This window comes from Paraburkholderia sp. EB58 (assembly GCF_050436665.1).
GTDB lineage: Bacteria > Pseudomonadota > Gammaproteobacteria > Burkholderiales > Burkholderiaceae > Paraburkholderia.
Window position 1 is genome coordinate 25,531 of sequence record NZ_JBNDMQ010000038.1, and the last position, 26,283, is coordinate 51,813.

General features: G+C 58.7%; 29 protein-coding genes and 2 pseudogenes. 15 read left to right on the forward strand and 16 right to left on the reverse strand.

The window, feature by feature from the left end; translation table 11 throughout:
- Window positions 1-44: 44 nt before the first annotated feature.
- The 3 genes from P3T40_RS36640 to P3T40_RS36650 form a co-directional block, all read right to left on the reverse strand.
- Complete coding sequence (locus P3T40_RS36640) at window positions 45-1,346, reverse strand: MFS transporter (protein WP_429272581.1); 1,302 nt, start codon at window positions 1,344-1,346, stop codon at window positions 45-47.
- A 90-nt stretch (window positions 1,347-1,436) separates the two neighbouring features.
- A complete protein-coding gene (locus P3T40_RS36645) occupies window positions 1,437-2,573 on the reverse strand; it encodes a porin (protein ID WP_429272582.1) in 1,137 nt (378 codons plus the stop codon).
- Window positions 2,574-2,670: 97 nt separating this feature from the next.
- Entirely contained in the window at window positions 2,671-3,480 is an 810-nt protein-coding gene (locus P3T40_RS36650) for an SDR family NAD(P)-dependent oxidoreductase (protein WP_429272583.1), read from the reverse strand.
- 268 nt (window positions 3,481-3,748) lie between these two features.
- On the opposite strand from P3T40_RS36650, the gene P3T40_RS36655 reads away from it, so the two are divergent.
- Window positions 3,749-4,924, forward strand: a complete 1,176-nt coding sequence (locus tag P3T40_RS36655) for a mandelate racemase/muconate lactonizing enzyme family protein (RefSeq protein ID WP_429272584.1) — start codon at window positions 3,749-3,751, stop codon at window positions 4,922-4,924.
- Window positions 4,903-5,868: an SMP-30/gluconolactonase/LRE family protein gene (locus tag P3T40_RS36660; protein ID WP_429272585.1), complete on the forward strand. Its 966-nt coding sequence runs from the start codon at window positions 4,903-4,905 to the stop codon at window positions 5,866-5,868. The genes P3T40_RS36655 and P3T40_RS36660 overlap by 22 nt, the downstream gene beginning before the upstream one ends.
- A gap of 72 nt (window positions 5,869-5,940) precedes the next feature.
- Here P3T40_RS36660 and P3T40_RS36665 read toward each other — a convergent pair whose 3' ends face one another.
- From P3T40_RS36665 to P3T40_RS36675, 3 genes are all read right to left on the reverse strand, one after another.
- Entirely contained in the window at window positions 5,941-6,303 is a 363-nt protein-coding gene (locus tag P3T40_RS36665; protein ID WP_429272586.1) for an MFS transporter, read from the reverse strand.
- Window positions 6,304-6,750: 447 nt separating this feature from the next.
- On the reverse strand, window positions 6,751-7,335 hold the full coding sequence (locus P3T40_RS36670) for a hypothetical protein (RefSeq protein WP_429272587.1): 585 nt from the start codon (window positions 7,333-7,335) through the stop codon (window positions 6,751-6,753).
- Between the two features lie 222 nt (window positions 7,336-7,557).
- Complete coding sequence (locus tag P3T40_RS36675; protein WP_429272588.1) at window positions 7,558-8,976, reverse strand: serine hydrolase domain-containing protein; 1,419 nt, start codon at window positions 8,974-8,976, stop codon at window positions 7,558-7,560.
- A 329-nt stretch (window positions 8,977-9,305) separates the two neighbouring features.
- Between P3T40_RS36675 and P3T40_RS36680 the strand changes: the two genes are divergently transcribed.
- Window positions 9,306-9,479 carry a hypothetical protein gene (locus P3T40_RS36680; RefSeq protein ID WP_429272589.1) on the forward strand — a complete coding sequence of 58 codons (174 nt, stop codon included), beginning with the start codon at window positions 9,306-9,308 and terminating at the stop codon, window positions 9,477-9,479.
- An 847-nt stretch (window positions 9,480-10,326) separates the two neighbouring features.
- Here P3T40_RS36680 and P3T40_RS36685 read toward each other — a convergent pair.
- The 10 genes and pseudogenes from P3T40_RS36685 to P3T40_RS36730 form a co-directional block, all read right to left on the reverse strand.
- On the reverse strand, window positions 10,327-11,268 hold the full coding sequence (locus P3T40_RS36685) for a CPBP family intramembrane glutamic endopeptidase (RefSeq protein ID WP_429272590.1): 942 nt from the start codon (window positions 11,266-11,268) through the stop codon (window positions 10,327-10,329).
- Window positions 11,269-11,415: 147 nt separating this feature from the next.
- Entirely contained in the window at window positions 11,416-11,637 is a 222-nt protein-coding gene (locus P3T40_RS36690; protein WP_429272591.1) for a DUF6434 domain-containing protein, read from the reverse strand.
- Window positions 11,638-11,900: 263 nt separating this feature from the next.
- Window positions 11,901-13,142, reverse strand: coding sequence for an MFS transporter (locus tag P3T40_RS36695; RefSeq protein WP_429272636.1), 1,242 nt, complete (start codon window positions 13,140-13,142; stop codon window positions 11,901-11,903).
- Between the two features lie 330 nt (window positions 13,143-13,472).
- Window positions 13,473-14,759, reverse strand: coding sequence for a DUF5131 family protein (locus P3T40_RS36700; protein ID WP_429272637.1), 1,287 nt, complete (start codon window positions 14,757-14,759; stop codon window positions 13,473-13,475).
- Between the two features lie 34 nt (window positions 14,760-14,793).
- A pseudogene (locus P3T40_RS36705) lies at window positions 14,794-15,057 on the reverse strand (hypothetical protein); the annotation flags it as partial.
- Window positions 15,039-15,113: pseudogene (locus P3T40_RS36710) on the reverse strand (hypothetical protein); the annotation flags it as partial. The pseudogenes P3T40_RS36705 and P3T40_RS36710, both read right to left, overlap by 19 nt.
- 9 nt (window positions 15,114-15,122) lie before the next feature.
- Window positions 15,123-16,142: a hypothetical protein gene (locus P3T40_RS36715; RefSeq protein ID WP_429272592.1), complete on the reverse strand. Its 1,020-nt coding sequence runs from the start codon at window positions 16,140-16,142 to the stop codon at window positions 15,123-15,125.
- Between the two features lie 21 nt (window positions 16,143-16,163).
- A complete protein-coding gene (locus P3T40_RS36720) occupies window positions 16,164-17,192 on the reverse strand; it encodes a DUF1173 family protein (protein WP_429272593.1) in 1,029 nt (342 codons plus the stop codon).
- Window positions 17,086-17,526: a DUF1173 family protein gene (locus P3T40_RS36725; RefSeq protein WP_429272594.1), complete on the reverse strand. Its 441-nt coding sequence runs from the start codon at window positions 17,524-17,526 to the stop codon at window positions 17,086-17,088. The genes P3T40_RS36720 and P3T40_RS36725 overlap by 107 nt, the downstream gene beginning before the upstream one ends.
- Entirely contained in the window at window positions 17,435-17,881 is a 447-nt protein-coding gene (locus P3T40_RS36730) for a hypothetical protein (RefSeq protein ID WP_429272641.1), read from the reverse strand. The genes P3T40_RS36725 and P3T40_RS36730 overlap by 92 nt, the downstream gene beginning before the upstream one ends.
- 568 nt (window positions 17,882-18,449) lie before the next feature.
- On the opposite strand from P3T40_RS36730, the gene P3T40_RS36735 reads away from it, so the two are divergent.
- The 12 genes from P3T40_RS36735 (at window position 18,450) to P3T40_RS36790 (ending at window position 26,271) form a co-directional block, all read left to right on the forward strand.
- Entirely contained in the window at window positions 18,450-18,671 is a 222-nt protein-coding gene (locus tag P3T40_RS36735; protein WP_429272595.1) for a hypothetical protein, read from the forward strand.
- An 81-nt stretch (window positions 18,672-18,752) separates the two neighbouring features.
- Window positions 18,753-19,133, forward strand: a complete 381-nt coding sequence (locus P3T40_RS36740) for a hypothetical protein (protein WP_429272596.1) — start codon at window positions 18,753-18,755, stop codon at window positions 19,131-19,133.
- Window positions 19,130-20,146, forward strand: a complete 1,017-nt coding sequence (locus P3T40_RS36745) for an N-6 DNA methylase (RefSeq protein WP_429272597.1) — start codon at window positions 19,130-19,132, stop codon at window positions 20,144-20,146. Before P3T40_RS36740 ends, P3T40_RS36745 begins: the two co-directional genes overlap by 4 nt.
- A 230-nt stretch (window positions 20,147-20,376) precedes the next feature.
- Window positions 20,377-22,047: a PRTRC system ParB family protein gene (locus P3T40_RS36750; RefSeq protein WP_429272598.1), complete on the forward strand. Its 1,671-nt coding sequence runs from the start codon at window positions 20,377-20,379 to the stop codon at window positions 22,045-22,047.
- 83 nt (window positions 22,048-22,130) lie between these two features.
- Window positions 22,131-22,592, forward strand: coding sequence for a PRTRC system protein E (locus tag P3T40_RS36755; RefSeq protein ID WP_429272599.1), 462 nt, complete (start codon window positions 22,131-22,133; stop codon window positions 22,590-22,592).
- A gap of 7 nt (window positions 22,593-22,599) precedes the next feature.
- The gene (locus tag P3T40_RS36760) at window positions 22,600-22,818 is read left to right on the forward strand and encodes a PRTRC system protein C (protein ID WP_429272600.1); all 219 of its coding nucleotides are present in this window, start codon (window positions 22,600-22,602) and stop codon (window positions 22,816-22,818) included.
- 10 nt (window positions 22,819-22,828) lie between these two features.
- Complete coding sequence (locus P3T40_RS36765; RefSeq protein ID WP_429272601.1) at window positions 22,829-23,023, forward strand: hypothetical protein; 195 nt, start codon at window positions 22,829-22,831, stop codon at window positions 23,021-23,023.
- Window positions 23,024-23,064: 41 nt separating this feature from the next.
- The gene (locus P3T40_RS36770; RefSeq protein ID WP_429272638.1) at window positions 23,065-24,075 is read left to right on the forward strand and encodes a PRTRC system protein F; all 1,011 of its coding nucleotides are present in this window, start codon (window positions 23,065-23,067) and stop codon (window positions 24,073-24,075) included.
- Window positions 24,072-24,785, forward strand: a complete 714-nt coding sequence (locus P3T40_RS36775; protein WP_429272602.1) for a PRTRC system protein B — start codon at window positions 24,072-24,074, stop codon at window positions 24,783-24,785. The genes P3T40_RS36770 and P3T40_RS36775 overlap by 4 nt, the downstream gene beginning before the upstream one ends.
- Before the next feature lie 11 nt (window positions 24,786-24,796).
- Window positions 24,797-25,117, forward strand: a complete 321-nt coding sequence (locus tag P3T40_RS36780; protein WP_429272603.1) for a PRTRC system protein A — start codon at window positions 24,797-24,799, stop codon at window positions 25,115-25,117.
- 63 nt (window positions 25,118-25,180) lie between these two features.
- Complete coding sequence (locus tag P3T40_RS36785; protein WP_429272604.1) at window positions 25,181-25,441, forward strand: Mov34/MPN/PAD-1 family protein; 261 nt, start codon at window positions 25,181-25,183, stop codon at window positions 25,439-25,441.
- Complete coding sequence (locus P3T40_RS36790) at window positions 25,438-26,271, forward strand: PRTRC system ThiF family protein (RefSeq protein ID WP_429272605.1); 834 nt, start codon at window positions 25,438-25,440, stop codon at window positions 26,269-26,271. The genes P3T40_RS36785 and P3T40_RS36790 overlap by 4 nt, the downstream gene beginning before the upstream one ends.
- The last annotated feature ends 12 nt before the right edge of the window (window positions 26,272-26,283 follow it).

Sequence of the window (26,283 nt, forward strand, 5' to 3'; positions counted from 1 at the left end):
AGATGGGTCCCGGTACTCCTCGTTATTCGTGGGAGGCGCGTGCGTCAAACGTCCTCGAGTTCGCGCCGGGTCGTATTCAGGAAAGGCGATGCGAATGCGATCAACGCGCATCCGAGGTAGCCACAGGAATAGATTGCGATCGCTCGCAGGCCATAAGCGTTGAGTAGCACGGGCGCCAGCACCAGATTGAGCGCAATCGCGAGACGGGTCACGCACTGTGCAATACCCGAGCCGAGTGCTCGTAGTTCGGTCGGAAATGCCTCGGAGCTCCATACCCACGAAAGCACACCTGGGCCGAACCAGGTCAGCATGGAGTAGGACACGAAGCAGACGAGCAAGGCGGCCTGGTTCAAGGGGCCGAGAAACGCGATGCCCATGCCCGCGACGAAAACGGCAAGGCATGACCAGATGCCCATGCGGCGCCGGTCCACGTTGTCGATGATCAGCGAGCCGATGAAAACGGCGATCAGTCCGATTGAGAATCCGGCCAGAGCAAACTGGAGGGAGCGGCTCGTGCCCAGCCCGCTGCTCGCCAGGACGAGCGGCCCCGCAATTGTCGCGACCGCACCGGCGAAGCCATTGAGCGCGAAGAATCCGGTGACTGCCAACAGGCGGCGCAGTGCCTGGCCCGTCAGAAGGTTACGGTATTCACGTTTTGGTGTAACGCTCGCCTTCGGCTCCGGAATGCCCAGCGCCAGGAATATCTCCCTCGCTTCAGCTGTGCGTCCGCGCGCCCGCAACCAGCGCGGCGATTCCGGCAAGAACTGTCGGGCGATCAGCACAGCGAGAGCCGGAAGAGCCGCAAGACCGAACAGCCAGCGCCACGTGTTTTCGCCGGTAATGGGCTGCAGTGCCAGGGCGAGCAGTACGCTCGCGATCGCACCGCAAAGCCACATCAGATTTGGCAGCGAGCCCGCCACGCGCCCACGCCGCGCGCTCGGCGCAATCTCGGCAAGGAAACTGTGCGAGGTGGGAATATCCATGCCGACCGCGATTCCGATCACAAAGCGCGCGATCATGAGTTGCCAGACGTCGGTCACGAAGGCGGATGCCAGCGACGCGATGACGAAGAAAACGAGGTTCAACATAAAGATGACCTTGCGTCCCAGCCGGTCGGACAGATCGCCGAACACGACAAGACCCAGCGCGGTGCCGATAAAAGCCGTGGCTGCCAGCCAGCCCTTTTCGCCACCCGTCAGATGCAGTTGCGGTCCGATAAAAAGTAGCGCGGCCCCCATCACGAGCAGGTCATACCCGTCGATGAACTCTCCAAATGCTACGAGCCGGGGCGTCCAGACGCGGATGCGATCCGCGGCTTGCGGCGAAAGTGCCGATATCGTTGTCATGCTCTTCTCCAAAACCAGATTCAAGCCCGCCGCGACGAGTGGTCTGTCCACTCAATGGTTGGGAAACTGCCGATGTTGCCTGTCGGACTGTTAGAACGCGTGCCGCATTCCGACTGAGAACGCCCACGGATTGAAGCCCGGCGTCACCTTGGCAAAGGACGACTCATTGGTAGGGGCCGCGTTGACCGTGCCAAGACCGATGGTGCTGTTCGAACTGTTGTAGAGCCTCGTGTACAGGGTATAGAACTGAGTCCGTTTCGAAATGAAGTAAACATATCCGAGGTCGAAGCTCGTTGCGCTGCCCACGCCTCCGCTTTGCGTGCTATTAATATGACCAACGCCCAGATTGACCTGTCCGGGTCCGACCGGCGCGACGCCGGTGGCGGTCCAGGAGGAGGCGAATCGGCCGAGGCTGTCGCTTGCATAAACGTAGTCTGCACCCAGTGTCGCAAAGCTTAAGTTGTACGTCGCGCCGACAACATGGGTCTTCAGGCTCGTGAGAGCGCCGTCAATGTAGTAATGAGAATTATTGAAACCGTAACCGATCTTGAGTCCATCGCGTGCGTAGATCAGGTTGGCGCCAAGGTTCTTGCCGTCCTGGGTGTCGTCTTGAACCCCGTTTGCACCGTTCGAGTAGGTGACTTCAGAGGTCAGGCCGCCAAACAACACCGGCGTGCGGTAGCTGACGGTGTTGTTACTGAATCCGCCGAGTCCCGTAAAGGCCCCGCCGAGTGTCGTACTGGTTTTCTGCGCGCCGAAAATCTGCGAAAGAACTGCCTGATGCTGAATGTTGGGCGCGGTATAGCTGTCGAGACGATAGGTGTTCGCGTCCTCGAACAGATAGATCCAGAAGGTCGGCGCCCGGTAGCGTCCGAGCGTGACCGTCCCCTGATTGCTCGTCAAGGCGACCCATGCCTCCCGGGTGAACAGCCCTGTGCCCGCAATTGAGCCGTCGCTGATGTTGAACTGGTTCTCGAGATGGAACTGGGTGCTCATACCTCCACCCATGTCTTCGTTGCCCGTCAGCATGAAGCGGCTGGCCTGAAGGTCGCCATTCTGGAAACGATATAGCGTCGGGTGATTGGACGGATCGGTCTTCAGTGCACCCACCTGTGAGACTTCGAACCCTCCATCGATAATTCCGCTCAACGTCACCGACGATTGAGCTTGTGCGACCCCTGCCACACCAAAGAGACAGCCGTATATGGCCAGCCTTCCTGCTTTCATTTTATTTTCCTGTTTGTAGTACTAAGCAAAAACAAGACTCACCCATGTCGATGTTGCACGCCAGGAGTTAGCCGAGATTCACGTCTTTGATTCGAGCCTACAAGTGGGCGCCGCCGTCGACCGGGATGTCGGCGCCGGTAGTGAAAGCCCCCGCATCGGAAGCGAGCAGGAGCACCATGTGGGCTACTTCATCGGGACAACCCGCCCGATGCATGGGATTCGCCTTGCGCTCGATGTCATGCCACTCGTCAAGGTTCTCGCGTCGCCACGCGTTTCGTGGCGTCGAGATCAGTCCGGGCGAGACCGTGTTGAGCGTGACGCCGTCCGCCGCATGCACCCGCGCCAGGTTGCGAATCAGGTTGTGATGCGCAGCTTTCATGGCGGCATAGACGGCGAGCTCGGGGTCAGGCCGGTGCTGGTTCAGGCTGCCAATCGAAATGACGCGTCCCCAGCCAATCGCCGCCATTGGCGGTAGCACTGCCTGCAGCATCTCGACCGATGCCTCGAAGTTGACGCGCGCATGTCGGGCAATCGACTCCGGGGTAATCGCAACGAATCGTTCGCGCATCTGTGTTGACGCGCAAACCACCAGCACATCTACGCCTCCAAGCGCCTCGCTCGCACGTTCGACCAACTGGGCGCCGCTTGCTGGCGCACTGAGGTCGACGTCGAGCCCGACCGAGCGTGGCGAAAGCGCCTGCAGGTCGTTGACGAGCGCCGCGGCGGCCCCTGCATACCCAGTCATTTCGTCGATCTGGCGCGAGTAGTGGATGGCGACCGTGGCGCCCTTCGCCACAAAGAGGCGTGCCACTTCCCGCCCAATGCCAAGGCTCGCGCCAGTAATCAGAACGCGGCGGCCTGCATGAGAAGTCAAGCAATGGGTCTGCAACTGGCTGGGCTGTGACATGGCGAATCTGCTCCGTTGATTAGCGCTATTGAAGCCGTCGGCCGTGATCTTTGCTATCGGGGCAATCCCTTATATATGATCATAAATACGCGTTAACGAGGATTAAAATGCGGTTTACGACGATACATATGATCAGATATGATCAAAAGCGTGGAATCTACTTTGGCGACGCAGACACCCTTCACTCAGCCCTCACTCGCTTGAACGTTCACCGCTGCTGACGACACGGTCACCCAAAATTACGCAAACTACAGTCCTTCAACAGAAGATGAATAAAGAAGCCAGTATTGACTCCATCACCCTGTCCATCGCCCGGGTCACGCCGTCGACGCACTGGGCCTTCGTCGAAATGGTCGACGATCAGAACAGGTCTGGATTCGGGGAAGCGACCCTCACGGGATACGACAGCGAATTGCTGCGCGTGGGCAACGAACTGTTCGTGGTCGTCGTGAACATGCGGCTCGAGGAAGTCGGCCCTTTCCTGTCGACGTTAAACCTCGATACCCTCCCGCGCGCTGCGGTTGTCTCCGCGCTCAGCCACGCCACGACCGATCTGTTAGCACAGGCGCGCAACTGCAGCGTCGCCGCACTGCTTGGCCAGACTGTGCGTGAGTTCGTCCCTACGTATGCCAATATCAATCGGCGCACGCGCTCGCGCGCGCCGGCCAGCTTTGCCGAGAGTGCGCTGGTGGCCACTGCCGCAGGTTTCACCGCGCTCAAGATTGCGCCCTTCGATGGTGTGTCGCTGTATGGCGGTCACCAGAACGGGGATCACAAGTTGATCGACCTCGCGTTCGAACGTATTGCCGCCGTGCGTGATGCGGTCGGGCGGTCGGTCGAGGTTATGGTGGATTGTCATTGGCGACTCAACGTCGCGGTCGCGCGTGAAGTGCTCGCAAGTGACTGTTGTGACGGGCTTTACTGGTTTGAATGTCCGATCCCGGAAACGCCGGACAACCTGCGGGATCTGCGCGCCCTCAGGTCATTTGCCAACCAGCGTGGTATTCGTCTTGCCGGCTGCGAGGAGGCGATTCGCGTCGACGGTTTCCTGCCGTTTCTCAAGGCGGGCGCCTACGACGTCATGATGCCCGACATCAAATATGTCGGCGGCCTGGTTGAGATGCTCGAGGTTGCCCGTCTCCTCGATTCGCACGACGTCGAATTCTCGCCACACAATCCCAGTGGACCGGTCGCGCACGCAGTCAGCCTGCAGATCTGTGCGCTCGTGCCGAACTTCCGACGTCTGGAAATGCAGTTCGACGAGACGCCGCACTTCGACGCGCTCGCCGGCGCGAAGCTGCCAGCCCCGGAAAACGGGGGAATGTGCGTCATGTCCGCGCCAGGCATTGGTATCAGCCTCGATCGCTCGGTACTCGATTCATTGACGATCTGCCGACTGAAATTCAATCGCGAACCTGAGAAATGCAACGTCACCCTCGTCTGAGGCAGGCCGACGTTATCGCAGCACACTATGATCACCAATGGATGGGCGTCAAAATGCAGCAGGTAAGCGCGGTCACCACGATCACTACGCCAGAGGACGTCCTGGGCGAATCGCCGGTTTGGCGTGCCGAGGATCATCAACTGCTTTGGGTGGATGTGCGCCGGGGGTTATTGCGGTGTCACAACCCGGCAACGTTGGAGACGAACACAGTATTTCTCGAGTCGGGTGCCATGGGGGCCATCCTTGATAGGCGGGGCGTCGTGTATGTCATGGGTCGGAACAGGCTGGTACGCGTAGCGAGTGGAGGCTTGCCTGAACCCATGTCGTGGCATTTTGAGCTGCCGGACCAAAATCACCGGCTCAATGAGGTGAAGTGCGATCGAAGTGGCGCTCTTTGGTTTGGAACGATGCGCGATTTCGGGCTGGCGCCAACTGGCTCGCTGTTGCACATTAATTCAAACGGAGTTCTGCAGACGTTGCGCCGGGATGTCACGGTACCGAATGCTCTCGGCTTTTCGCCAGATGAGCAGTGGGTGTATTTCGCAGATACACGCGTGGGATCAATTGAGCGAGCACGCTTCGATTCGCGAACCGGTATGGCGGGTGCATGGTTGTCATTTATATCGGCAGATGCGGCCCCAGGTCGCCCGGACGGCCTTGCTATCGACGCTGACGGTTTCTTATGGAACGCTCGCTTCGGGGGCTCGTGCGTCGCGCGCTTCAATCCTTCCGGGCAGCTCGATTCACTTGTGCCGCTGCCGGTTTCGCAGCCAACCTCTTGCGCCTTTGGTGGGCGAGATCTCACGACGCTGTACATCACCAGTGCTCGTCAAGGATTGGATCGGTTGCGTCTCACGCAAGAACCACTCGCCGGAGCGGTATTTGCCTGCCAGACACATGTTCCCGGACATCCTGTCGGCCGCTTGAGCGATGCGATCGTCTGAATCAATCAAGTTTCCAGTCCGGACGAAATCCCGACTCTGAGCAAATCAATGCAAAATCAATCACTGACCTACCTATCGACACCGTCCCGCTACCGTTTGTAAATGATTTATGCATTCGGTGCACTCGGCGGCATTCTGTTTGGCTATGACCACGGCGTCATTGCCGGCGCGCTCCTTTTCATTCGCAAGGACATGATGTTGAGCCTCCACCTCGATCTCCTCGAGACTCAACCCTGTCGTCGTCTTACGCAAGACAAAAGCCGCAAAACAGCTTGCGATGACACATATGCACGCAAACATGACGAACACGAAGCCAGCGCCTGCGCGCAATAGTGTTGGAAAACAGGAAGCCACGACGAAGCTCGTGAGAAACGTGCACATCGCGGCTGCTCCCATGACTTTGGCTCGCACCTTCATCGGCAGCAACTCCGGCATCAACACTTTTGTTTGGCGAAATGATTGGCGCTTTCACGACTGGTGAGGCAGGGCTCCCAACGGGTGACCGCTATGCCGTAGAGACTTGCCGTTCTGGGCATCTACGTAGAAGGACGTCTAGGGGTCGAAAGTACGCATCCGGCGAATGAGCAATCGGCCGTCTACGGCAGTTGATCAGCGAATGGCCGTTAAGTAGCCTATAGCGGCCCCAACAACGAAGAACGGATGACGGCTCAGACGACGCGACGAACATCATCAGCAGTCGAACGGCCGTTGACAGAGTGAAGCAGTCGCACGAATGTCCAAATGGTCGCCGCGATGAATGACTCTTCCTGGCCGATCCGCGCCCCATGCGGCCGGCTCATCTCGACCTCTCGACCCACTGGGACGGTGGCCGCGCGAAGGAACGAGCATTCGAGCCACCTATCGCCATGCGATAGTCCAAGCTTATCTGAGGTTAAGTTGGCCGAGACGTGCATCACCGGTCCGCCACGTGTACGACCGACTCGTCCCGCCTTCGCAAGAGCCCGTAGTCGATGTCACAAACGTTGGCAAGGTCAAAGTCAATGATCGGTCGTCGCGAATGCGTGAGACGCGAATACGTCGGACATCAACAGCGCAGCCGTCGCCAACCTCCGTGAGACCTGACAGCGCATAGTACGGAAACGAGGACTTTGGCCCCGGATCAGCAGGCGGCCCGAAGACAGCAAGAAATTGATGAGCATTGTTTCCGTCGCCGAAGCCCTCGATGATAAAGGATGCAATCGCGATGGTCCCGTGCTTCGGCACGACAACAAACTGCAATTGCCTGCCATGCGGCTTTTCCGCCCCATACTCATCCTGAATTACGGCGACTAGATGGTCGAGTTGCGAGTTGATCTGGTGCGCACGAGACGAGCAAACGTCCTCGGTCGCGTGCTGTCCCGCTAACGCCGGGAATGCGATAAAAATGGCCGCCAAAATCAAGGCGACGAGACGAGCGCATTCCGAAACCACGCACGTCGTCGGCAACTTTGCCTTCCCCGTTTTCATAATCTCGATCTCTATTTGTTGCGTGCATTGTCGCCAATTCAGGTGGCCGCGGCGAATGTCTCATTGTGGCCGAACGCGGGCCGACAGCGACCGCACCAAATCGACCCACTGCGGCCCCCGTCTTTGCCGAAAACGGCCATTCGCGCCTCGCCAGTCCGTGGGCCCTAGATCCCTAAGCGGCAACGTATCGCAGATCTCGCATATATCAGGTCACAGTGCGGTTCACTGCTGTATCTGGTCAACAGCGTGCTCGATACAACGGGCAAGCCCGAACGTACCCATGTCGTAGTTGGACAGGACAATCACTACGTATCCAGTGTCCAGGGCTACCCTGAAACTCGCGCTGATTCCAGGGAACCCGCCGCCGTGACCGATCATCGTGCCCGATGCCGTCTTTTCGACATTGAAACCGTAGCCATAGCCCACGCCAGCGTAATCGGTCCAGAGAGCTTGACGCAATTCCGGGCCCACGAGGGCGCCCGAAATAAGCGAGTTGGCGAACCGGTGTAGATCGCGCACGGTCGAGTAGCCGCCGCCGGCTGGCCCACCTTTGGCGACATGCTCGAAAATATTCTCGCGCCAGCCAGATGCGCTCCGACGATCCGGCGGATCGACAAGCGGGATGTAGCCCATCGCGAGATTCGGAACCGGGGCGTCGATGTCGTAGCAATCCGTGTCGAGCATACCGCTCGGTGCGTAGATCGCTTCGCGAACATAGTCGTAGTAGCTCATGCCCGTCACCCGCTCGATGATCACTCCGGCTAGCAGCATTCCGCTATTGCTGTATTCGAATCGTTCACCCGGCGTAAAGGCGGGAAGGTCATCGCGCACGAGTGGCTTGAAGTCGTCGATGGCACGAAACCGGGCACGTGAGCCGCTGAAGAATGTCTCGTTGAAATAGTTACCCAACCCCGAGGTATGCGAGAGCAGATGATGAATCGTGATGCGGCGGGTCACCGATGCCGGTAGCCAGGTGTCGTCAATGTACTGGTCGACGGTATCCGTGAAGCTAAGAAGGCCGCGTTCCACCAGTTGGGCCACCGCCACTGCAGTAAACATTTTGTTAGCCGAACCAAGGTTGAATTTAGTGTCCGGATTGTTGGGCACGTCATACCGCTTGTTTGCGGCTCCGCATGCATATTCAAACAGCACTTCAGATCCGCGTGCGATAAGCACGGTTCCCGAGAACACTCCTGCGCGAGCGCCTCGATCGCATAGATCCTGGACTTGTCCCAAACAATCGGCCTGCGACCTGGCGATGCACTGCATCTCACTCGGGCCGACCTCAATCTCCAGAATCTTGCCGTCCTCAAACGGCTCAAAGCGCAAATGGAATTCATGTGTAGCGGAGTAAATGCGGTCCTCTACAACTACCGTCTGAGTGAAATCGCTCGTCTCTACCGGCTTGATCTCCCGCAGCGCGATGCCTTGCGATAAACGAGAGAAACAGACAAACCAGTCAGCATATTCGTCCATAGTCGTCGGACTGGAGGACGGCAGAGCCACATGGACGCGCAAAAAATCCAGCAAGGACTGACGACTGTTGGAGTTGATCGCCACCAACAGCCCCTTAATGCGTGCGTCGCCATCTAGCTGCGGTGCGGTACCACGGTTATGCATCGGGGAGCCGGTATCGGGCATAACAATCCTGTGCGTTGTTCGAACCGCGATGAATGGTTGCGTCGGCGCGTCAATGAGCCTCGCCTCAGCGTCAGAGGCGATACTCCCATACTGTACTGGCTATCCATCGAGGCGGAAAGCATGCGGCGGCGCGCGATGCTGACCGGATTGCAATGTAGGGCGTTGTAACCAAGGTCCGAAATTGGCCGACCTCTGCCTCACGGTGACCAACAAGAAATACTTCGTCTCGGGGCTAAATTCCTCTCGATTTCTTCCGATGACCAGATATCTCGCGGTCATCAGCGCCGCGAGTGACAGCGCCAAAAGCGCTTTGACCGGATGGAGAAATCATGGATGTAAGTCAGATGGCTGCACAGTTGAGCGACCTGCAATCGCAAGCGGCGGAAGCGGAACTGTTTCAGCGCGATGCGGAAAAAGCCGGAATGCTTCGCGCCGAAGCCCGTGGCATTGAAAAGCAACTCAAGGCTGCCGGTTACGACCTGCACTCGCTCGTGGCGCTGTGAGCATTACGCGAGCGCGAGCTAGCATCTAGGGCTCGCGAGAATTCCCGCATGTGTGCCCATCGGTGTCAACGATCTGAGACTCCGTGTTGAAGGTCCGTTCGTGGCCGAACGCGGGCCGACGACTGCCTCGGGTCGATCCACAGCGAACAATGGGCATCGACAAAAGCATTCACTCGGTTAGACGATCAACGTGTCCGGTTTGCTAAATCAGATTTTTCGGTCAATATCGCGATCTTCCTCGCCTCGTCCCCTAATGACATAACAGAGGACTCGCATGATCTCCCAAATATGTGCCGTCCTTGTGTATGTGCCAGACGTGCCGGCCGCATTGGACTGGTATCAGTCAGCTTTCCGAGGCGCTGAACTGCGCTTTCTTGACGAGTTCAATCTGACTTACCTCGAATTCAACGGTGTCAGACTCGAAATCGTTCCTGCGATGAGAAACTATCGGCGGGCTCAGCAGGCACGGTCGTCTATTGGAGTGTCGACGACTTCGACGAAGCACTGCAGCATTTTCTGCGTATTGGTGCCACGCTTTATCGCGGGCCAGGCCACGTGGAAGCTGGCAAGCAGATGTGCATGCTACGCGACCCTTGGGAGAATTGCATCGGGCTTTCGGCTAAGCCGAACAATTGTCGACGATCCAGCCCGCCAAGTCGAAGGTCCGCAGTTGGCCGAACCCTGTCCGATGTCCCGCACGCCTGAACTCGCAGGCCGTGCATCGCGCGTCGGACCGTAGCCGACCCTATGCCGTCCCTCAATCTCGCCGATACCGGACATTCAGCGCCTGACCAGAGGGAGCGATCATTTGCTCATCGGGCACAACCCTGGATAAACGTCATCAACTTCATGGGTGTCCCGGCTGAACATCGCCAAGACCCGCCGGGCGAGCGACGGTCGGGACGAACCATCCTCTCGTTTTTTGTAGCAACCCGTACATCAGCCCAAAGGGGAGAGTGCCTTTCAGGATCACAATGATCCACCAATCGAGCGTGGTTAACGGATTCTGCACATGAGGTAGGGGACCCGCGAAGAACAGTGCTTGCAGCGTCACCCAGACATTCATCGCCGTATGCGCGCCGATCGCAAGCTCAAGGCGCTGGTCGCGTAAGCTCAAGGCGGAAAATCCGAGCGAGCAAAGCATTATTAGCGCCTTCCCTTCTAAGTCATATTGCGAATGGTAAGCCGCAAATAGCACGGCAACCAACGCAACAACGGTAATCGTCGAGCGTATATAGTGCCCGAGGGTCTGCGTCAGCCACCCCCGGAAAACCAGTTCCTCTGCGAATGCAGCGAACGGGATGGCGAGTAGCATGCCTACCGATGCGACAATCTGGTGATTGTGATGCGGCCATTCGAAGTGACGGATTGGAGCACCCCAGACGCCAGCTCGCATCGAAAAGAAAAGCGAAATAGCCATCAGGCTGAGGGCATTGGCGGGGAGGTATAACACGGCGCCCAGAAAGCAACGTCGAATATCAAACGTCATGTCTGTAGAGATCAGCGATCGAAATGGACGGCTTAGGATTTTTTTGCATGCGAGCCAAAATCCGAAAATGCTGGCAGCGGCAGCCAGTGCATCGAAAAGGGCGATCATGTTCGCGGGATGTTTGGAAAAGGTTGGCGAAGCCACGTCGACTGAGCTAATCACGCAAATCGCGCTTATTACGAAAAGCACGATACTTATGAACGCAACTAGCAGGATCGTCAAAGCAACACTGCGCCAGTCGGTTCGCCCCATTCTGGCGAGATCGATGAAGGCGCGCGAAGAATTTTTCCCTGGTTTCATGAACACGGCTCAAATGAAACAAATTTGCTTTGTCGGGCAACACAACTCGATGCCGCATCCAGTGCGACAAGGACGAAGATTACGTCATCCAGGCGCGGGCCGTAGCGTCTTGGGCGCGTGCTGCCTGATGCGTTCGGCATAGGGCAGTTAAGTTTCGACGTCGACCTTGCGCAACCTGATCCATTCGCCTGCCACCTCCCCCATGTTCCTGGGTACTCCGCTTTTAATCCAGGCCATGAAAACTCGATCGAACCTGAACGTCTCACCACGCTCACTCGTCAGAAACCGACGAACGCTCTGGGTGTTCTTGTAAGTTTCGTCAACTTTGGTGGCCCGGTTAATCGGGCCTCGGTGCCAGTCAAATTTCATAGCGGCTCCCCGTCTTAAGAGTTACTGTGGAAGAGATCAGCTATTGTTAGCGATCTACGCCACAGCGTCGAGTGACCGAAATTGGCCGACTCCGGTCCGACATCGATCGGGCGGTGTGGGCCGCTGTTGATCGGCCCCGCATCGGGCACCTGTCGACCCTGAGCGGTCGATTAAATCGCTACAAAGCGGTCACTCGATCATGTCTCGGTTAAGACTAACCCGCACATACACATCGCATTTCCTGACCCTTGCAGCGTTGCGATCTACACAGTCGGTCTCGAGTCGGGCATCGTGGGTGATTCGAATGCATGGGGATATTCGTGACGAAACCAATCCTTCACCTGATCGTGGTTGAGCGCAAAGAATTCGCGCGATCGCGGTATCAAGACAAAACCAAAAGCGAGCAGACAAGTGGCAAGGCCGAAGCATGTATAGACGTTGCCCACCGCCCAATGCGTGAGCGCCGCGCCTGCGATCATCGGTCCAAGAATGCCCGCAATCTGCGTGGTCATCATGCTGGCAGCGAGAATGCGCACGCGGAAATTCTGCGGGATAGCCAATGAGCGGTGAGTCGCGCCAACGAGTCCCATAGATGCATTGGCGAAACCCACACAGGTGAAGGCCAATACGAGAACGATCGGTGAATGGGCCCAGCCCGAAGCAGCAAGAGCCAGCCCTTCGCACATAGCGGCTCCCACCCGGACGTTGAATCGGCCGAAACGACTGACTAGTGCATCAGAACCACGAAAGCTTCCGAGTAATAAACCTATGGATAAGGCCGCTTCGCAAACACCTAGCCAGAGACCCGACAGCCCAAGTGATTGCACTTTGAGCGGGATCAGCATGCCGACTGCGGGGCCTTGGAATATCCAGACGAGGAAGTTTACGAGTGTCCAGCCGCGCTCCAACGGGACGATCCATTTAGCGTGCAGTCCGGCGCGCAGGTCTTTCCACCAACGGGCCAAACCGCGATGGTGTTCGCGATGCAGAGATTGGGACGGGAGCTGCAAAGTCACGTAAGCAGCGACGCCGAGCAGTATGCCGTTCATCCAAAATGTTGCAGCGATTCCGCCCAAGGCCAGTGTCGCGCCAGCCAATGCTGGACCTAAAGCACGGCCAGCCGCTTGCGTCGATTTACGAAGACGAAGCGCTGCCGCTAAACGATTCGCCGGAACAAGTTCGGCCGAAATCGTGGAACTGGCCGGATCGATGAAAGCTTTCGCTATAACAGTGACCACGCCTATGCAGATGATGAGCATAAGTCGGTAGTCGGGCAGCGAGGCGAGCGTAGCGAGGGTAAAGGCGACGACCATCAGCGTGCATAGGCCCCATGCAATCTGCGGTCTCTTTGCGTAGCGATCCCCCAGTGGCGAAAGCAGTGGCATTGCAAAAATCGTGGTGATGGCAATGCTTACGCTGTAGATCGCCAAGTCATGCGCGCCACCCCGGTGAACGATCCACCAAGGGAGCGTGATATAGCCAACCATTTCTGCCAAGATCCTCATCAGATCGCTGAGAAGCAGACTGGCAAGAGGGACGCCGATTGAGTTTATGCGAGCTTTGGTTTCCCGAAACACCGTCTTCCCCCTGTTGAGTTCGATGATGCTACCTCAACATTTTTCTCGCCGTTCAGATGCACGTCTCCAAAGGCCGACGTTTCATTAGTGGACGCCATACAGGGCCGATTCGCGACTGGCGACGCTTCGGATAGCGATTGTCAGCAATTCACCGAGGTATGTCGAGTGTCCCTTCATGGCCGACTACGGTCGATTGGCGCTGCACGCTAGGGCCACACCCATGTCTGCAGCGCTCGCACCCGATTGGCAAAGAAGTGGCTACCAGCGATTCCGATCCGGCATGGCGTCGACCGCCAGCGCAATGCAGTCTTCGAAAGGCATTTCCTGATGTTCGCGAGGGGAGGGGACCTTCGGAAACTGCACAGCGCGCTCCCCGTCTATCTCCACCCAGCGGGCCAACTGCAGCAGCTTGCGATAGCGCGCGGCGTCTCTAAGCACCGTATCGATTGGCCACGAATCGAGCGTGACAACGGTGGCGTCGACAATGCGCTGGGCGAGCATCGCAAAGATGGGGCCACGCTCGGCCCAGTCCGTGTCGTTACGGGCAAGCATGCCGATAACGAGCTGCGCGTCAACGGCGCCGAGTTCCTTTTCAATCAGGTCGCGTATGTCGCCTGGGGTCACTTTCGGGCGGTTCACTCGCTGGTTCCAGATCTTGGCGACCCTGTCTCGAGCGGTGTTTTCATCGGCGCCGATGGGTTCCCAAGGGGTCGACATTCCGCAGCCAGAACAGTAGATGCACACCAGCTTTTCCGTCATTGGCGCACTTAATGGCCTTGCCAGAACATCACCGACCTTCGGCGGTCCGGAAAACCGCCCGAAGGCCGTAAAGTCGAACGCCGGATAGCCGTCCTGTTCAACTACGCGCTGAGAGCGACCAAGGGTCGGACGACCACTGCAGTGGTCGCATGGGTAAAGTTGCTCGATCATCTTCTCTCTCGGTTCTGTTACCTTTTTGCAAGCATTATTACCGCGTTGCGCGCCACCGCAAAGTAGGATTATCCGGGAGAAAGCTAACGATATCGAAGCTTTGGCATCACCTGAGAGGTTGGGGTTCCGCTGGAAACTCGTCGTAGATCTCGCCAGCGAGGAGTCGGCCGGTACGATCTTCCCGAGGCGGAACATGGGCATGCTGCCCACCACAAAGGCCCCGTGCAGGTCGCCCGCCGGTGTCATGAACGTCGTGTTTCGTGGGTGGACCGGACCATCGGCGTGTGGTCCCCACTCGCCGTGCTGCTTGAAAGGAAGTGGGACATGGGCAGCCTCGCATTGATCATGCAGCGCTCCTGGCCATTGCGGATGCGTCAGACGCGCGCCACGCCCACTCTCCCCGCCGCAGATAACCCGGTCTGGCAACAGACTGGGAGGAATCGTTCCCAGATCGCCAAGCATGGGTTCGACGCTCCAGAAGCGCAGGGCGACCGGGACAGCAAGCAGATTCGGCGCGTCGTGCAACATCTCTTCTCGATTGACAACTGTTGCACCCAGCCTGACGTTTTCCGGCACGTTCCCTGGAAACATTTTCGTCGAGCATCGGAGCGGCATTTCCAATGCGCTTCGTCAGTAATAGCCAGACGAGGTTTGGCGTCTGGCGGATGAGTCCTGCGAAGCGACCCCGCTGTTTCTCTGCCGCAGCATTGTCAAACGGGTCGCAGACGCTCGGAAACATCTTGAATCGTTGACGGGCCTTTGCTGAAGCAACTTCCCAGCGCAAAGGTTTCTCCCAATGGTCATCATATAGGTGCGACGTGGCGCGCCGGGACCCCAGTTTGCCCCATGTCGCAGCCAGCGGTTCATGCTTTCCGCGTAGCAGTGGTCGCACCCGGGCCCGGCCTTCTGGCACCCTTCCCAAGGCGACCACGTGCGAGTGCACCACTCGATTCTGGCGTGTTCGCCCATACGCGGCCTTTATGCGTCGAGGGTTTCGAGTGCTGCCTGCGGCGCGCAGACACTGAGACTGCGACGCGCACGATTCCCGATGCGGTCGAGCAATGCGAGAAAACGCACTTCGTCGTGACGGTCGACCGCTTCGCTTGCGAAGGCATAGCCAGCAGATTCGGGATGACCGTTACGCCTGAGCGTGGCCGACGTGGACTCGCAATCGGTCACCCAGAAATACCAGCGGCCGACGAAATGCCACCACTGTTGTGCACCGTCGAGTTCGGCCCACGTCGCGGAGAAGTCCTGAACCGAACCGATGCTGCCGAAGAACGCGCAACGCACGCCGACGTCGTCTGCGGCGGCAACGACGATCTGGCGGCCACCCGAAAGAGATTCCGGATCGCGACTTGAGCATCCAGGTGCCGGATAGCGACCAATCCAGTCGAGCGAGCGGGATTTCGCACGGACGAGAAAAAACGTCTTGCCTGGCATGTGATCTCCAGTGGGTGAGACGTGGGCGCCATTTCTCGCCCGATGAGTCCATCTTGCCGTGCCTATGGCGATGTCAAGCAAGGGTGGATCCTGCGCAGAGGCACCCACCATGGCGGCCGCGATAGCCTCCGCCAGGACCTTGCCGGACCGCGTGAGCTGGCCACCGACGTCCACCAACTCGTGGACGGCTGTCGCCTCGAGGTGATCGTCCAATACCTGCAGCGATGCAGCGGCGATCCCGAACCGCTTGCCTTCCTGCCATGCGTCGCCCAGCGCAATGGTGCCGGCGCTGTGTTCGTTCGGATACTCGCGGGAGAGCCATTCGCTGAACGCTAGCTGTTCGGCCTGGGACCAACGCTCTTCGTCACCGGTGTGGAGGCCCGGGCCCGGCACCTCGACGACGGCGCGATCGATATCCGCGAGTACGCCGATAAGCCTTTCACGTAAATCCAGGAGCCAGGAGCGGGTGTCGTTATGCCTGCCTGCTTCGACAAAAGGAGGTGTCGCCAGCTGCGTGGCTAGCGGTGCGCCCCAGTGCAGAAGTCGTGTTTCCAATCTATCGGGGCACCGGCGAAGTCAAGTTGCTGTCACGTGGACTGGAGAGGGGAGCCTGACAGTTGCAAGTGCTTCGCGGTCAACATTCCACTCGACCGCCTGAATACCGTTGCGTCTGCGCGCCGCGGCCTTTTCCAGCTTGCGTGCCTCGTATGCGGGCAGACCGTTCATCCCATAAACCTCAACGTGAACCGGCTGCGACGTATCCGTCAGGACGAAGTCCGGTAGGACTTCTTCATCGCCGCCCATGCGCAGCGGCTTAATGAACTCGCGCTGCTCGCGGGTGAGCCGGTTTGCCATCGCGACCTCGTGTATCGAGTCGCAGGGTATGAAGGCGGTCGAGCAAAGCATCACGCCCAGGTCCACCAGTTTCAAATGACGCTTCGGTGTGCGTTCAACGAGCAGCAATGCAATGACGCGCGCCGCGCGATCGCCGAGCGCTCTCCTTGCGTGAGCAAAGGTCTTCGCCGCATGTTCAATCAGCGCAGTATTCGCGAAGTACTTTTTTGGGCTTTGTCGCAGGCTTAGCGATTTGCCGTACTGCGTATCGGCAACTTCGCTTACTTCTCCGATGATCAGACCGCGTTGCACCTTTCCGTCTTCGTTGTTGAGGGTCGAGAGGAACGCATCGAATTCATCATTGATGGCTGCGCGTTCTGCTTCCTCGTAGCGTCGCATAACGTGCACCACCTGCTGTGCGTTGGTGCCGTTGATTACGCTCGTCTCGCCTTGGGCGGCAAGTAGCATCGCGTTGCAGACGCCCCAGTGACGTTGCTGGCTTCTGCCGTGCCAGCGGTTGAGGCCCGCGTTCATCCACAGTGTCTGGAGAAAGGCGAGGAGACTGGCGGCCCTGCGCGACGTGCGCGGCCCACCGGCGGGCTTCCCGGCTTGACGCGGGCCCGAAACGACATCACGTTGGGTCAGTGCGATATCGAGTTTGGCGTTAAGACCAACGGCCGATGCGACGATAGCAGCCTGGCTGTCGCCGCCCGAAGCCTTCAGAGCGTCGGCGTCCTTGGAACGGACACGAACTCCGATGCGTGTGGCCATCTTCCGGCCATCCGGCAAGATGCAATAGCCGCCCGTACCTGCGCACGACGAGTTGCCTCGGTGGCGTCACACAAAGACACAACGCGAACCCGGGGGTGATCTTTGCGCGTTCAAGGCGCGCGACATAGCGGGCAGGATTTTCCTGTGCATCCTCGAACTCGAACGCGCCACCGTCGAACGAAATTCTAGGCACGGATGTTGCCCTGCATAGAAAATTGCCGCGAAGGCGGCCATGCAGTTTATCAGCGGAAAACCAACTTCCAGTTCCGGCCGTCGTTTTCAATCCCTGCGGTTTGCGGTTCCGGTCCGAACGACGGCAACAGGTCTGCGACATTGCGGGTTTTGCCGATGTTCATGTTGTGGCCAACTTCTCCCTCTGGCCGATACTCCCTTCCCGTTGCCCTGTCGGTGAGAAACCACCGTCCAGTTGAAAGGCGCTTTACATGGCAGAACAGATAGCGGTGCTGCATCACGATCTTGTCGCGGGAATAGCGGCGCCTGTGTAGCTCAGCCGCAAGTTCTAAGAGCAGCCCGACGACGATGATCCCCAGCACGATGACCGCGACCGCCGCAGCGGCATACCACAAGGACCAGTGATGCGAGCGAACTATCGCGGAAACAATGCGCCAGGCAAACGCGAGCAGCGCCGCGATGGTGACGAGCGGGCCAATCAGCAGATCTAGAGACATGTGGAGGTCACGTGAAGAGGCGTCTGTTTGGGCGCGGATTCGTCGGCCGCTCTGTGGCGGCTAAAGCTCGACGGCGAGTCGCGCGCGTGCATCTCATTCTGGCTGTGTAACGCCATCGGGCCGCACCGAAAGCGCGCCTCAAATGGAGAGCTTTCGCGAGAACGCAGAGCGCACGATCTGTTACAAGTTCGTTTGAAAGCTATATGGTTTTCTGAAGCATTTCGACAAAGCGGCTATAACCGGTTACAGCCACTGCCTGATGACGGAAATCTGAGCGGGGTGTGAGATAGGCGCCATTGGCGTCAACGGGTAGATGCTTATCCCCAGGTTTGTACACAGAATCTGTGGATAACAATCACGCGACCTTGCGCGGCGCGAGAGTGGAAAGCGGCTATGAATCCGTACGCATTTGAGATCCTGCCTGCCCGAATGCCACGCTACGATGGGTCATCTTCCGCGCCACTGGCGCATCGACAACAGCCCTGCACGATGAGGGCTTTCTTTCACCCCGACGGGATCACTCCCGACCGGGGCGTGCTTCCCGTCTCCCTGAACGAGGAATGCACGCATGAATCGCCAACGCATGCGCCGTTTTGCACTGCAGGTCTACCACACGTCGTTTCTGTCTCATGATGCGCTCATTGGCGTCGTGAAGGCGAAGCGACGGTATTCGACCCACTACCGCGCGGCCGCCCTTCGCCACGTTGTGATGAACGCTCCGCTGTCGGTGACTGGTGGGCGTCCCGTCGCCGAACGTCGCCGTCTGGTGCGTCGCCATTACGGCGTCTAGCCAGTCAGTAACCCATACCTGATTTCTTCCTTCGGGGGCACGCCCCCAAGGGCGAGCCTCCATTTCCTATGTGGGGCTTCGATGTATAGCCAGTTCATCAATACGTTTATCGATGCGCAGACAGCAGCATGGCGGCAGTACAGCGCGGTGGCGGCTGCTGAGAAAAGTCTGTTCGGTGAGAGTCTCGCAACGGTGGTTCGTGTACCGACGACAAGCGAGATCACGGCCGAATTGCGCCGCGTGTACGGGGCGCTCGCCCTGCGCATGGTCGAGCGCGCCCGTAGCCAGTTCGCCAGCGGTAGCGCCCGGCCTGTAGTCAATCTGGCCAGCATGGAAGAGAAGGCAGATTTCGATATCGAGCAATCGCTTGCTCGTGGCGATGTCCCCGACTTTGACCGTTTGTGGCTCACGATGGAAGCGCAGTTGGGCATGATCGGCGCTCCCACAGGAGCAGGTCAATGAGCCGGAAAAGCGCTGAAAGGAGACTCGACGCCACGGCTGACGACCACCAGCGGGAGCTGGTGAAGTTGATCCGGTCGTTTTCTCATGGTCACCACCTTTACTCAGTCTTTTCGGACTTTGTCGAACTGAGTGCGATCGCGATCAGCAACAGTGTCGATCGCACGCAGTTCGAAGCGCGAGAAAAGCGTTATCTCGATATTGTCGGCAAGTACACGAAAGACGAGATCCAGCGCTTTCCAGAGATGCTCGGTTTGCTGACCTTGTCGTTCGAACTGCGTGTGCAGGTCACGCGCAAGGCGGGGGAGGTAGGCGCGTCAGCACATTCCGCAGGCCTTACCGATGTCCTGGGTCAGATCTACATGATGCTGGAGTTGGGCAACGACCGCGCCGGCCAGTTCTTCACGCCATATTCTGTGTCGCACATGATGGCGATGATGTCGGTTGGCGATGGGGGCGAAGAAGTGCGCAACGGTGGGTTCATGCGCGTCCAGGAGCCGGCATGCGGTGCCGGTGGAATGGTGATCGCAACCGCGCATGCCCTCGCTGACGCAGGTCGAAACTATCAGCAGGCGATGCACGCAACGTGCATCGACATTGACCCGTGTTGCGTTCACATGGCCTACGTGCAGTTGTCGCTTCTGCATATTCCAGCCATCGTAGTTCTTGGGAATGCGCTCTCGTTGGACGTGTGGGGTCTGTGGTACACGCCCGCTCATGTACTGGGCGGCTGGCGCTGGAAGCTGGAACGTCGCCTCGCCCAGCGAGCGGTGAGCCAACCCATTGCATCGGAGTCAGTCCAGGACGTGGAGGAAACGTCTGCTGACCCGGCTGTCGATGCTTGTGAGCCTTCGGGAGACGATGTGACAACCGTTCTCGGGCGTCCCCTGGTGCAGGCGGCACCGGCTGTCGTATCGCCGGCGGCGTCGTCGCTGCTGGATATGTTTGAAGAATCCGCGGCGGCATCGAACGCATCGGCAATGTTCACGAAGATCGAGCAGATGGCGTTTTTCTAGGGCCATGCTCCCACACCACTGCAACAAGCCCACCGGTGGGCTTTTTTTGTCATAAGCGCCCCGGATTTTTGCAGCTTCTCGTTCAACGTTCGGGTTTCGAGGCGGTACTGTTCCAGTATCACTCGCGTCGATGACGCATCGAAACCGCCGGACCTTTCCGGCAATCTGCCTTTCAACCCTATCGGGAATCTCTCCCGACAGGGGCAGGTTCCCTCTCTGGAGAACCTGTAATGCAACAACCTACCATTCCCCTGAAGCTCATCAAGCTCGGCCGCAATCCGCGAACCTACTTCGATACGAAAAAAATGGCGGAACTGACCGAGTCGATCAGAGAGCGTGGCGTTGACACTCCGGTAATCGTACGTCCGCTGGACGATGTCTATTTCGAAGTCATCGCCGGTGGTCGCCGCTATCGCGCTGCGATGGAGGCACACGGCGAGGATTATCCGATGCCGGTTTCCGTTCGCATCGTCGACGACGTGCAAGCGCGGATTATCGCGTTGACGGAAAACAGTCAGCGTGACGATCTTTCACCGTCTGAAGAAGCAATCGACGCAGCAGAAATGCTCGGGCTGCACGGTGGCGATCGCGACGTTGTCGCGAAAGTCCTCGGGTGGTCTCGCTCGACACTCGACAGCCGTCTCGCGCTCATGAACTGCTCACCGGCGGTTCTTGAATCGCTGAACACGCGGCAGATCAATCTCGGTCATGCCGAGCTGCTCGCCGCGCTCTCGAAAGAGAATCAGGACAAGGTGCTTCCCGTGATTGTTGCGGAGAAGCGCTCGGTCGCTGACGTCCGCAAACTGGTCGAAAGCGTTTCGTGTTCGCTCACGTCAGCGATCTTCGACAAGTCGGATTGCGCGGGCTGCCCGCACAACTCGTCCACGCAGGGCCAGATGTTCGGTGAAGCAATCGGCACCGGCAACTGCACGAACAGGACCTGTTTCAACGAGAAGACGGAAGGCGCGCTCGAAGCGACTGCCGGGACACTGCGTGAAGAGTTTCCGGTCGTGCGCATCGTGCGCGCCGGCGACAATCACACGCGCATCCAGCTCACCGTTGACGGCCCGCATGGCGTCGGTGTTGAGCAGCATAAGGCCTGTCACTCGTGCCAGAACTTCGGCGTCGCCGTGAGCGGCTTGCCCGACTCGTTGGGCAAGGTCTATCGCGGTCAGTGCTTCGATACCGTCTGCAACATGAAGAAGGTCGCGGAGCGCCTCCAGGCCGAAAAAGCCGCAACGGCACCTGCCAGGACGGTCGCTTCCTCAGCGTCCGCAGGTAAGGCGGCTGGCAAGCCAGCGTCGACCGCTGCGGGACAGACCGGGGGAACCAACCCGTCGGTCACGGTCGTCGCTGAATCCGAGAAGATCAAAACCTATCGCGTCGCACTTTGGCGCAAGGCACTTCGCAAGGACATCGGAGGGAATCACGATCTCGCGCGCCAGTACCTGATCGCAATTGTGCTTTCAGGTCACGCGCGACAGATCAACGACACGACGTTCCGCGGCATGTGGGAGCGCCTGACTGAAGAAAAGGCGCCCGTTAGCGATGTGGCCAAGGCTGCAGCCGCTGTGCAGGCCACCAGTGCGGACGTGCAGTCGAACCTGATGCTCGCCATGCTGTTTTCGGCCATCGAAGGCATCGACGTCAGCTATCTGACGCAACTGTGCAAACACCACAAACTCGACCTGAAAAAGCACTGGAAGCTCTCAAAGGACTTTCTGGAGCTGATAACCAAGTCGGAAATGATGGTGATCGCCGACGAGCTGGGCCTGCGGGCCGCGCTCGGCGACGATTTCAAAAAGGTCTTCGGAAAATCGAAGCCGGAAGTGATCGAGGCACTGCTCGCGGTCGATGGATTCGACTACGAGGGCAAGCTGCCGAAGGTCCTGAAGTTCTGATACACGGCGGGCCTGTGGTCCTGCCTTCTTCCATTTATTCACGCCGCCACCGCGCGGCGTTTCTTTTTTTCTCAGGAGTTTCCATGTTCAAGGCAATTGAAGCGCTGGTCCGCTCGGCGGGCAAGCTGTCTCTGACGTTGAAGATCGACGGCGACAAGATGGTCGTCGCGTTGGTGCCGCAGGGTGACTCGAAAGAGGCCGTTCTGCGTCAGCCGTTGATTCTGACGGCGACGCCGGCGGAGCTTGACGAAGGCTTTGTCGCAGCGGTCGAGAGCTACTCGAGCGCGCACAGTTCGCTGGTTGAGCAGGTCGCAGCAACGACCGCGATCCTGCAGGCAGCGGAAAAGACTCAGGTGACCAAGGCCCAGACCTCCCTCGCAAAGGGTGGAAAGGGCACTGCGAAGCCGCAGGCAACGGCGTCAGAGGAAGGTGAACGCGAGGATGACGACGAGTCGGGCGAAAGCCCCGCCACGTCGCCAGCACCGTCACAGCCCGCCGTTGAAGCGAAGCCTGCCGGTACCGATCTGTTTGCCCTGATTAGCTGAGGTTCCCATGTCCATTTCCATCACGACCCTGCTGCGCGAGTTTGTCTACAACGGCGTCAGCTTTGTTGATCCCGGTCCGACCTTCTCCCCGGATGAGGTACGCGATCTTTACTCGGCGCAATACCCGGAACTGACCACGGCTGCAATAGATGGTCCGGAGATCACTGCCGAAACGGCCCGCTACACGTTCAGGCGTGCGGCTGGTGCAAAGGGCTGCGATGCGTAAGCGCGCACTCATGCAATGCATCGCCGATGAGGCGACGCAGACGTTGACGGAGCAGCCCGAAAGGGCGGTTTTTTTTCATGACAAGGAGATCGAGCAATGCTCTTTGATCCTCGGGCAACTGATCCAGAAGTCGCTTCATACGGGACGCAATGGCAACCGGCGCGTTATGCCGCTGCCAGACGTGGATCTGCCAATGGTTTTCTGACGCTTCCTGATGTCGCTGCTGACATTCCGGGGCAGGCGAAGCTGACGCGGCGAACCGACGTGGCGATGGCACAGCTCGTCGGCAGACATTTCGACGCCGGGTATCTCAGGGCGGCCAACGTGTCTCAATTTACCGGTGCCGGCGATGCGCTCGCGCAGGCATTGTTTGCGTGGGTCGCCCGGCAATGTGGGGCATTCAAACGCCTGAGCTTCTACCCGGTGCTCTTCGATGCGCCTGCTGTGCAGGAGCAGATCATGTATCAGACCGATGCCGCCGACTTCGAGGTGACCTCGCCGCTGTATCTGGGCATCGAGACAGCCGAAGACTTTGTATACGTCATCGAGGAACGGGCGATCGCATTGCGCAAGGCCCATCCACGGCTACTCGCAACTGCGCTGATCCTGATCAACCGGGCGGCGTTTCGCACGCTGACCATCCGGACGCCCGATGACTTCATCGCATTGTTTTCCCAGTGGCATTGGGACGGCGATCCGTGGTGCACCGATGATGAGGCAGTTGATCATCTGAAAGATCGCTTCGGTGACGAGCCGAACGACTACGAGCACTTTCTTCCGTCCGTTGTTCGGGACGCGCTGTGTCCTCCGAGCATGGAAATCGGCCGTTACGACATTCGACGGCATCAGTGGCGCCCGTTCCCGGGCCTCGGTATCACGGCACTGCGTCGCATCGGCTGGACGCAAACGGGTTGGGTACACCGGTTGTGTGCGGAGCTCGAGCAGCTTGCGCTGCTTCTGGCCAGTGCCGGCAAACGGCACTTGTTCGACTGGTCATTCCGGCCGGAAACGATCTATGCGGCGGCATCCATTGCCGCGAACGACGACCCGCACGTGACGGATGTGCTGGATACGCACTACGAGTACTTCAACAACGGCGGCGATGGATCCCTGTTCCACGGATTCATGGCTCTTGCCTATTCTCCCGCCGACATCCGCAAGCAGTACGCGGACCTGTCGTTGGGCTTTTCCATTCTTCGTCAGGTCGATCGCGTTGTCGCGCTTATTTCCTACGATCCCCAGGACCGTTCCCGATGAAACACGTTCATCTTTCAATTGGCCACACCGAAGAGATATTGGCGACGGCGGCGATTCTTCTTTACTCAAAGGTGGGTGGCAATCCGGTGTACGCGACGGTTCATCCCGTCGAGGACAACGGGAAGCGCTTAGTTATCGGTGCTGGTCGGCCGGTCGAGCGCAAGGCCCTGTTCGCAGCAATGGACGCGCTTGCCGAGCGCTGTGCAATCGGTGGCCAGTTTCTTCCTGAAACGGTTCTGTCGGTTGATCAGACTGCTATCACCTGGTGGTGCCGGCCTGCAATGCGTCGCGTCTTTTTTGACTGTGTGGAGCTGGGCCGCGTCAGTGCCGTTGTGCCGCATCCGGGCCTTGTCTTTCAGGCGCGAAGCACGGGGTTTTACGTATTCGCACTGGACACAGCCTCGCGGCCGACACCTGAGACGGCGCTGTACGAGCCGCCTTATTTCAACACGTGGGACCGGGGCAGCATCTGCATCGGTTCTGCCCGCGTTCCTGACCGCATCGACGTCGCGTCGATGAGTGGCTGGGAAAGCGGATTTTTCGAATCCGCGTTCACGCACCCCAATGCGGGTGACAAGCACGTCAATCACCCCCGAGGCGAGTACGCGTTCTGGAAGGAGATGCTGGCCGGCAAGTACGGCGAGCAATTTCCCCTGGAATGCCTCGTACCCATGAACCGCAGTCTCGGCGATCTGATCGCGGGACGTTAAGGAAACTGCAAATGAATGTTCTTGATATGACGTTGCAACAGTCGTTTCCGACAGTGATGGTCCCGCGCAAGGAGCCGGTTGCAGAAATGCACGCGGCTGGAGAGCGTTTGTTGATGGCTGAGAACGGCGTATTTCTTGAGATCCGTCGCAACTGGATCAGCCTGGTCCGACAGATCGCACAGTTTCACGTGCGCACCGCCGTGCCCTATGGCCGGGTGGTTGAGTCAACCCGTCTGACGGTTTTTGATCGCATTCCTGTCGATCTGATTGGCCAGTTTGCGTCGATGGCACGGCAGGCCTGTCCGAAGGAAACCGGTGCGTGGATAGTCTAGAGTTCTACGACGCAGGCGTTCCGTCTCGCACCTGTCGGAATCATCACGCACGGCAGCGGCTCGTTGAAGTATGAACCGCCGGCGCTTGCCGGTGATGAAGAGCTGGTGATGGATTGCCATTCGCATGGGAGGCATCCGGCGTACTTCTCGTCCACCGACAATCAGGACGACCGGCACGACGTGAAGATGGCGTTGGTCATTGGCAACTGTGACCGCTCGAATCCGAGCGTCGCGGCGCGTCTGTGCGCCAAAGGCCTGTTTGAGGAAACGAAGCGCGTGCCTCAAGCCTGGTATCAGGCAGTCTGGGCGGCGGAGGCGAAATGAACGAAACCATTGTTCACAAGCTTCCCGAGCACATGGTGCTCAGACCATGGCGCGTGATCGTGGTAGGGGCGGGCGGTACCGGCAGTGCTGTATTGCCGGCTCTCGCCCGCTTGCACCACGCGATGATCGAGCTGGGTCATCCGGGCGGCATTGAGTGCACTGTCTATGACGATGATGTTGTCAGTCAGACGAACGTGGGGCGCCAGGGGTTTTACCCCAACGATGTCGGCAGCTTCAAGGCCCCGTTGATCGTCAAGCGGTTGAACATGCTCATGGGCACCAACTGGCGGGCGATCACGCAGCGTCTTAACGGCCGCACGGCACTGTTCAACGTCGACCTTATTATCGGCTGTGTTGACACTCGCGCGGCGCGCAAGGCGATCGTCGATGCAATCGGGAGTGGCAGCACGTACTACCTCGATTGCGGAAATGACACTGACCGCGGGCAGGTCATCCTCGGGCAGATGATGCCCCCGGGGTCCCGCCGCAAGAGTCGCGAGAGGTTGCCTCACGTCGCCGATCTGTTCCCGGATCTCGTTGACCCGTCGCTCGACGCGGCTGACGAGACGCCGTCCTGTTCCATGGCCGATGCCATGCGCAAGCAGTCATTGGTTATCAACTCTGCCATTTCGGTGCAGGCGTTCAATCTGCTCTGGACGCTATACCGGACTGGCACGCTGAAGTATTCGGGCGTGTTCGTGAATCTCACTACGGGACGAACGAACCCGATTCCGATTGACCCTGCTGCATGGAAGCGCTTCGGATACGAAGCGCCACCACCAAAAGAAAAGAAGACTCGCAAGAGTCGGAAATCCACGGCTGCAGCATGACCGCGCCGCTTC

What these genes read in the sequence shown, in the direction of transcription:
- P3T40_RS36640 (WP_429272581.1), bottom strand. Translation starts at nt 1,346, where the DNA reads ATGACAACGATATCGGCACTTTCGCCGCAAGCCGCGGATCGCATCCGC.
- P3T40_RS36645 (WP_429272582.1), bottom strand. Translation starts at nt 2,573, where the DNA reads ATGAAAGCAGGAAGGCTGGCCATATACGGCTGTCTCTTTGGTGTGGCA.
- P3T40_RS36650 (WP_429272583.1), bottom strand. Translation starts at nt 3,480, where the DNA reads ATGTCACAGCCCAGCCAGTTGCAGACCCATTGCTTGACTTCTCATGCA.
- P3T40_RS36655 (WP_429272584.1), top strand. Translation starts at nt 3,749, where the DNA reads ATGAATAAAGAAGCCAGTATTGACTCCATCACCCTGTCCATCGCCCGG.
- P3T40_RS36660 (WP_429272585.1), top strand. Translation starts at nt 4,903, where the DNA reads ATGCAACGTCACCCTCGTCTGAGGCAGGCCGACGTTATCGCAGCACAC.
- P3T40_RS36665 (WP_429272586.1), bottom strand. Translation starts at nt 6,303, where the DNA reads ATGCCGGAGTTGCTGCCGATGAAGGTGCGAGCCAAAGTCATGGGAGCA.
- P3T40_RS36670 (WP_429272587.1), bottom strand. Translation starts at nt 7,335, where the DNA reads ATGAAAACGGGGAAGGCAAAGTTGCCGACGACGTGCGTGGTTTCGGAA.
- P3T40_RS36675 (WP_429272588.1), bottom strand. Translation starts at nt 8,976, where the DNA reads ATGCCCGATACCGGCTCCCCGATGCATAACCGTGGTACCGCACCGCAG.
- P3T40_RS36680 (WP_429272589.1), top strand. Translation starts at nt 9,306, where the DNA reads ATGGATGTAAGTCAGATGGCTGCACAGTTGAGCGACCTGCAATCGCAA.
- P3T40_RS36685 (WP_429272590.1), bottom strand. Translation starts at nt 11,268, where the DNA reads ATGAAACCAGGGAAAAATTCTTCGCGCGCCTTCATCGATCTCGCCAGA.
- P3T40_RS36690 (WP_429272591.1), bottom strand. Translation starts at nt 11,637, where the DNA reads ATGAAATTTGACTGGCACCGAGGCCCGATTAACCGGGCCACCAAAGTT.
- P3T40_RS36695 (WP_429272636.1), bottom strand. Translation starts at nt 13,142, where the DNA reads ATGAGGATCTTGGCAGAAATGGTTGGCTATATCACGCTCCCTTGGTGG.
- P3T40_RS36700 (WP_429272637.1), bottom strand. Translation starts at nt 14,759, where the DNA reads ATGCCGCTCCGATGCTCGACGAAAATGTTTCCAGGGAACGTGCCGGAA.
- P3T40_RS36720 (WP_429272593.1), bottom strand. Translation starts at nt 17,192, where the DNA reads ATGGCCACACGCATCGGAGTTCGTGTCCGTTCCAAGGACGCCGACGCT.
- P3T40_RS36725 (WP_429272594.1), bottom strand. Translation starts at nt 17,526, where the DNA reads ATGTCGCAGACCTGTTGCCGTCGTTCGGACCGGAACCGCAAACCGCAG.
- P3T40_RS36730 (WP_429272641.1), bottom strand. Translation starts at nt 17,881, where the DNA reads ATGTCTCTAGATCTGCTGATTGGCCCGCTCGTCACCATCGCGGCGCTG.
- P3T40_RS36735 (WP_429272595.1), top strand. Translation starts at nt 18,450, where the DNA reads ATGAATCGCCAACGCATGCGCCGTTTTGCACTGCAGGTCTACCACACG.
- P3T40_RS36740 (WP_429272596.1), top strand. Translation starts at nt 18,753, where the DNA reads ATGTATAGCCAGTTCATCAATACGTTTATCGATGCGCAGACAGCAGCA.
- P3T40_RS36745 (WP_429272597.1), top strand. Translation starts at nt 19,130, where the DNA reads ATGAGCCGGAAAAGCGCTGAAAGGAGACTCGACGCCACGGCTGACGAC.
- P3T40_RS36750 (WP_429272598.1), top strand. Translation starts at nt 20,377, where the DNA reads ATGCAACAACCTACCATTCCCCTGAAGCTCATCAAGCTCGGCCGCAAT.
- P3T40_RS36755 (WP_429272599.1), top strand. Translation starts at nt 22,131, where the DNA reads ATGTTCAAGGCAATTGAAGCGCTGGTCCGCTCGGCGGGCAAGCTGTCT.
- P3T40_RS36760 (WP_429272600.1), top strand. Translation starts at nt 22,600, where the DNA reads ATGTCCATTTCCATCACGACCCTGCTGCGCGAGTTTGTCTACAACGGC.
- P3T40_RS36765 (WP_429272601.1), top strand. Translation starts at nt 22,829, where the DNA reads ATGCAATGCATCGCCGATGAGGCGACGCAGACGTTGACGGAGCAGCCC.
- P3T40_RS36775 (WP_429272602.1), top strand. Translation starts at nt 24,072, where the DNA reads ATGAAACACGTTCATCTTTCAATTGGCCACACCGAAGAGATATTGGCG.
- P3T40_RS36780 (WP_429272603.1), top strand. Translation starts at nt 24,797, where the DNA reads ATGAATGTTCTTGATATGACGTTGCAACAGTCGTTTCCGACAGTGATG.
- P3T40_RS36790 (WP_429272605.1), top strand. Translation starts at nt 25,438, where the DNA reads ATGAACGAAACCATTGTTCACAAGCTTCCCGAGCACATGGTGCTCAGA.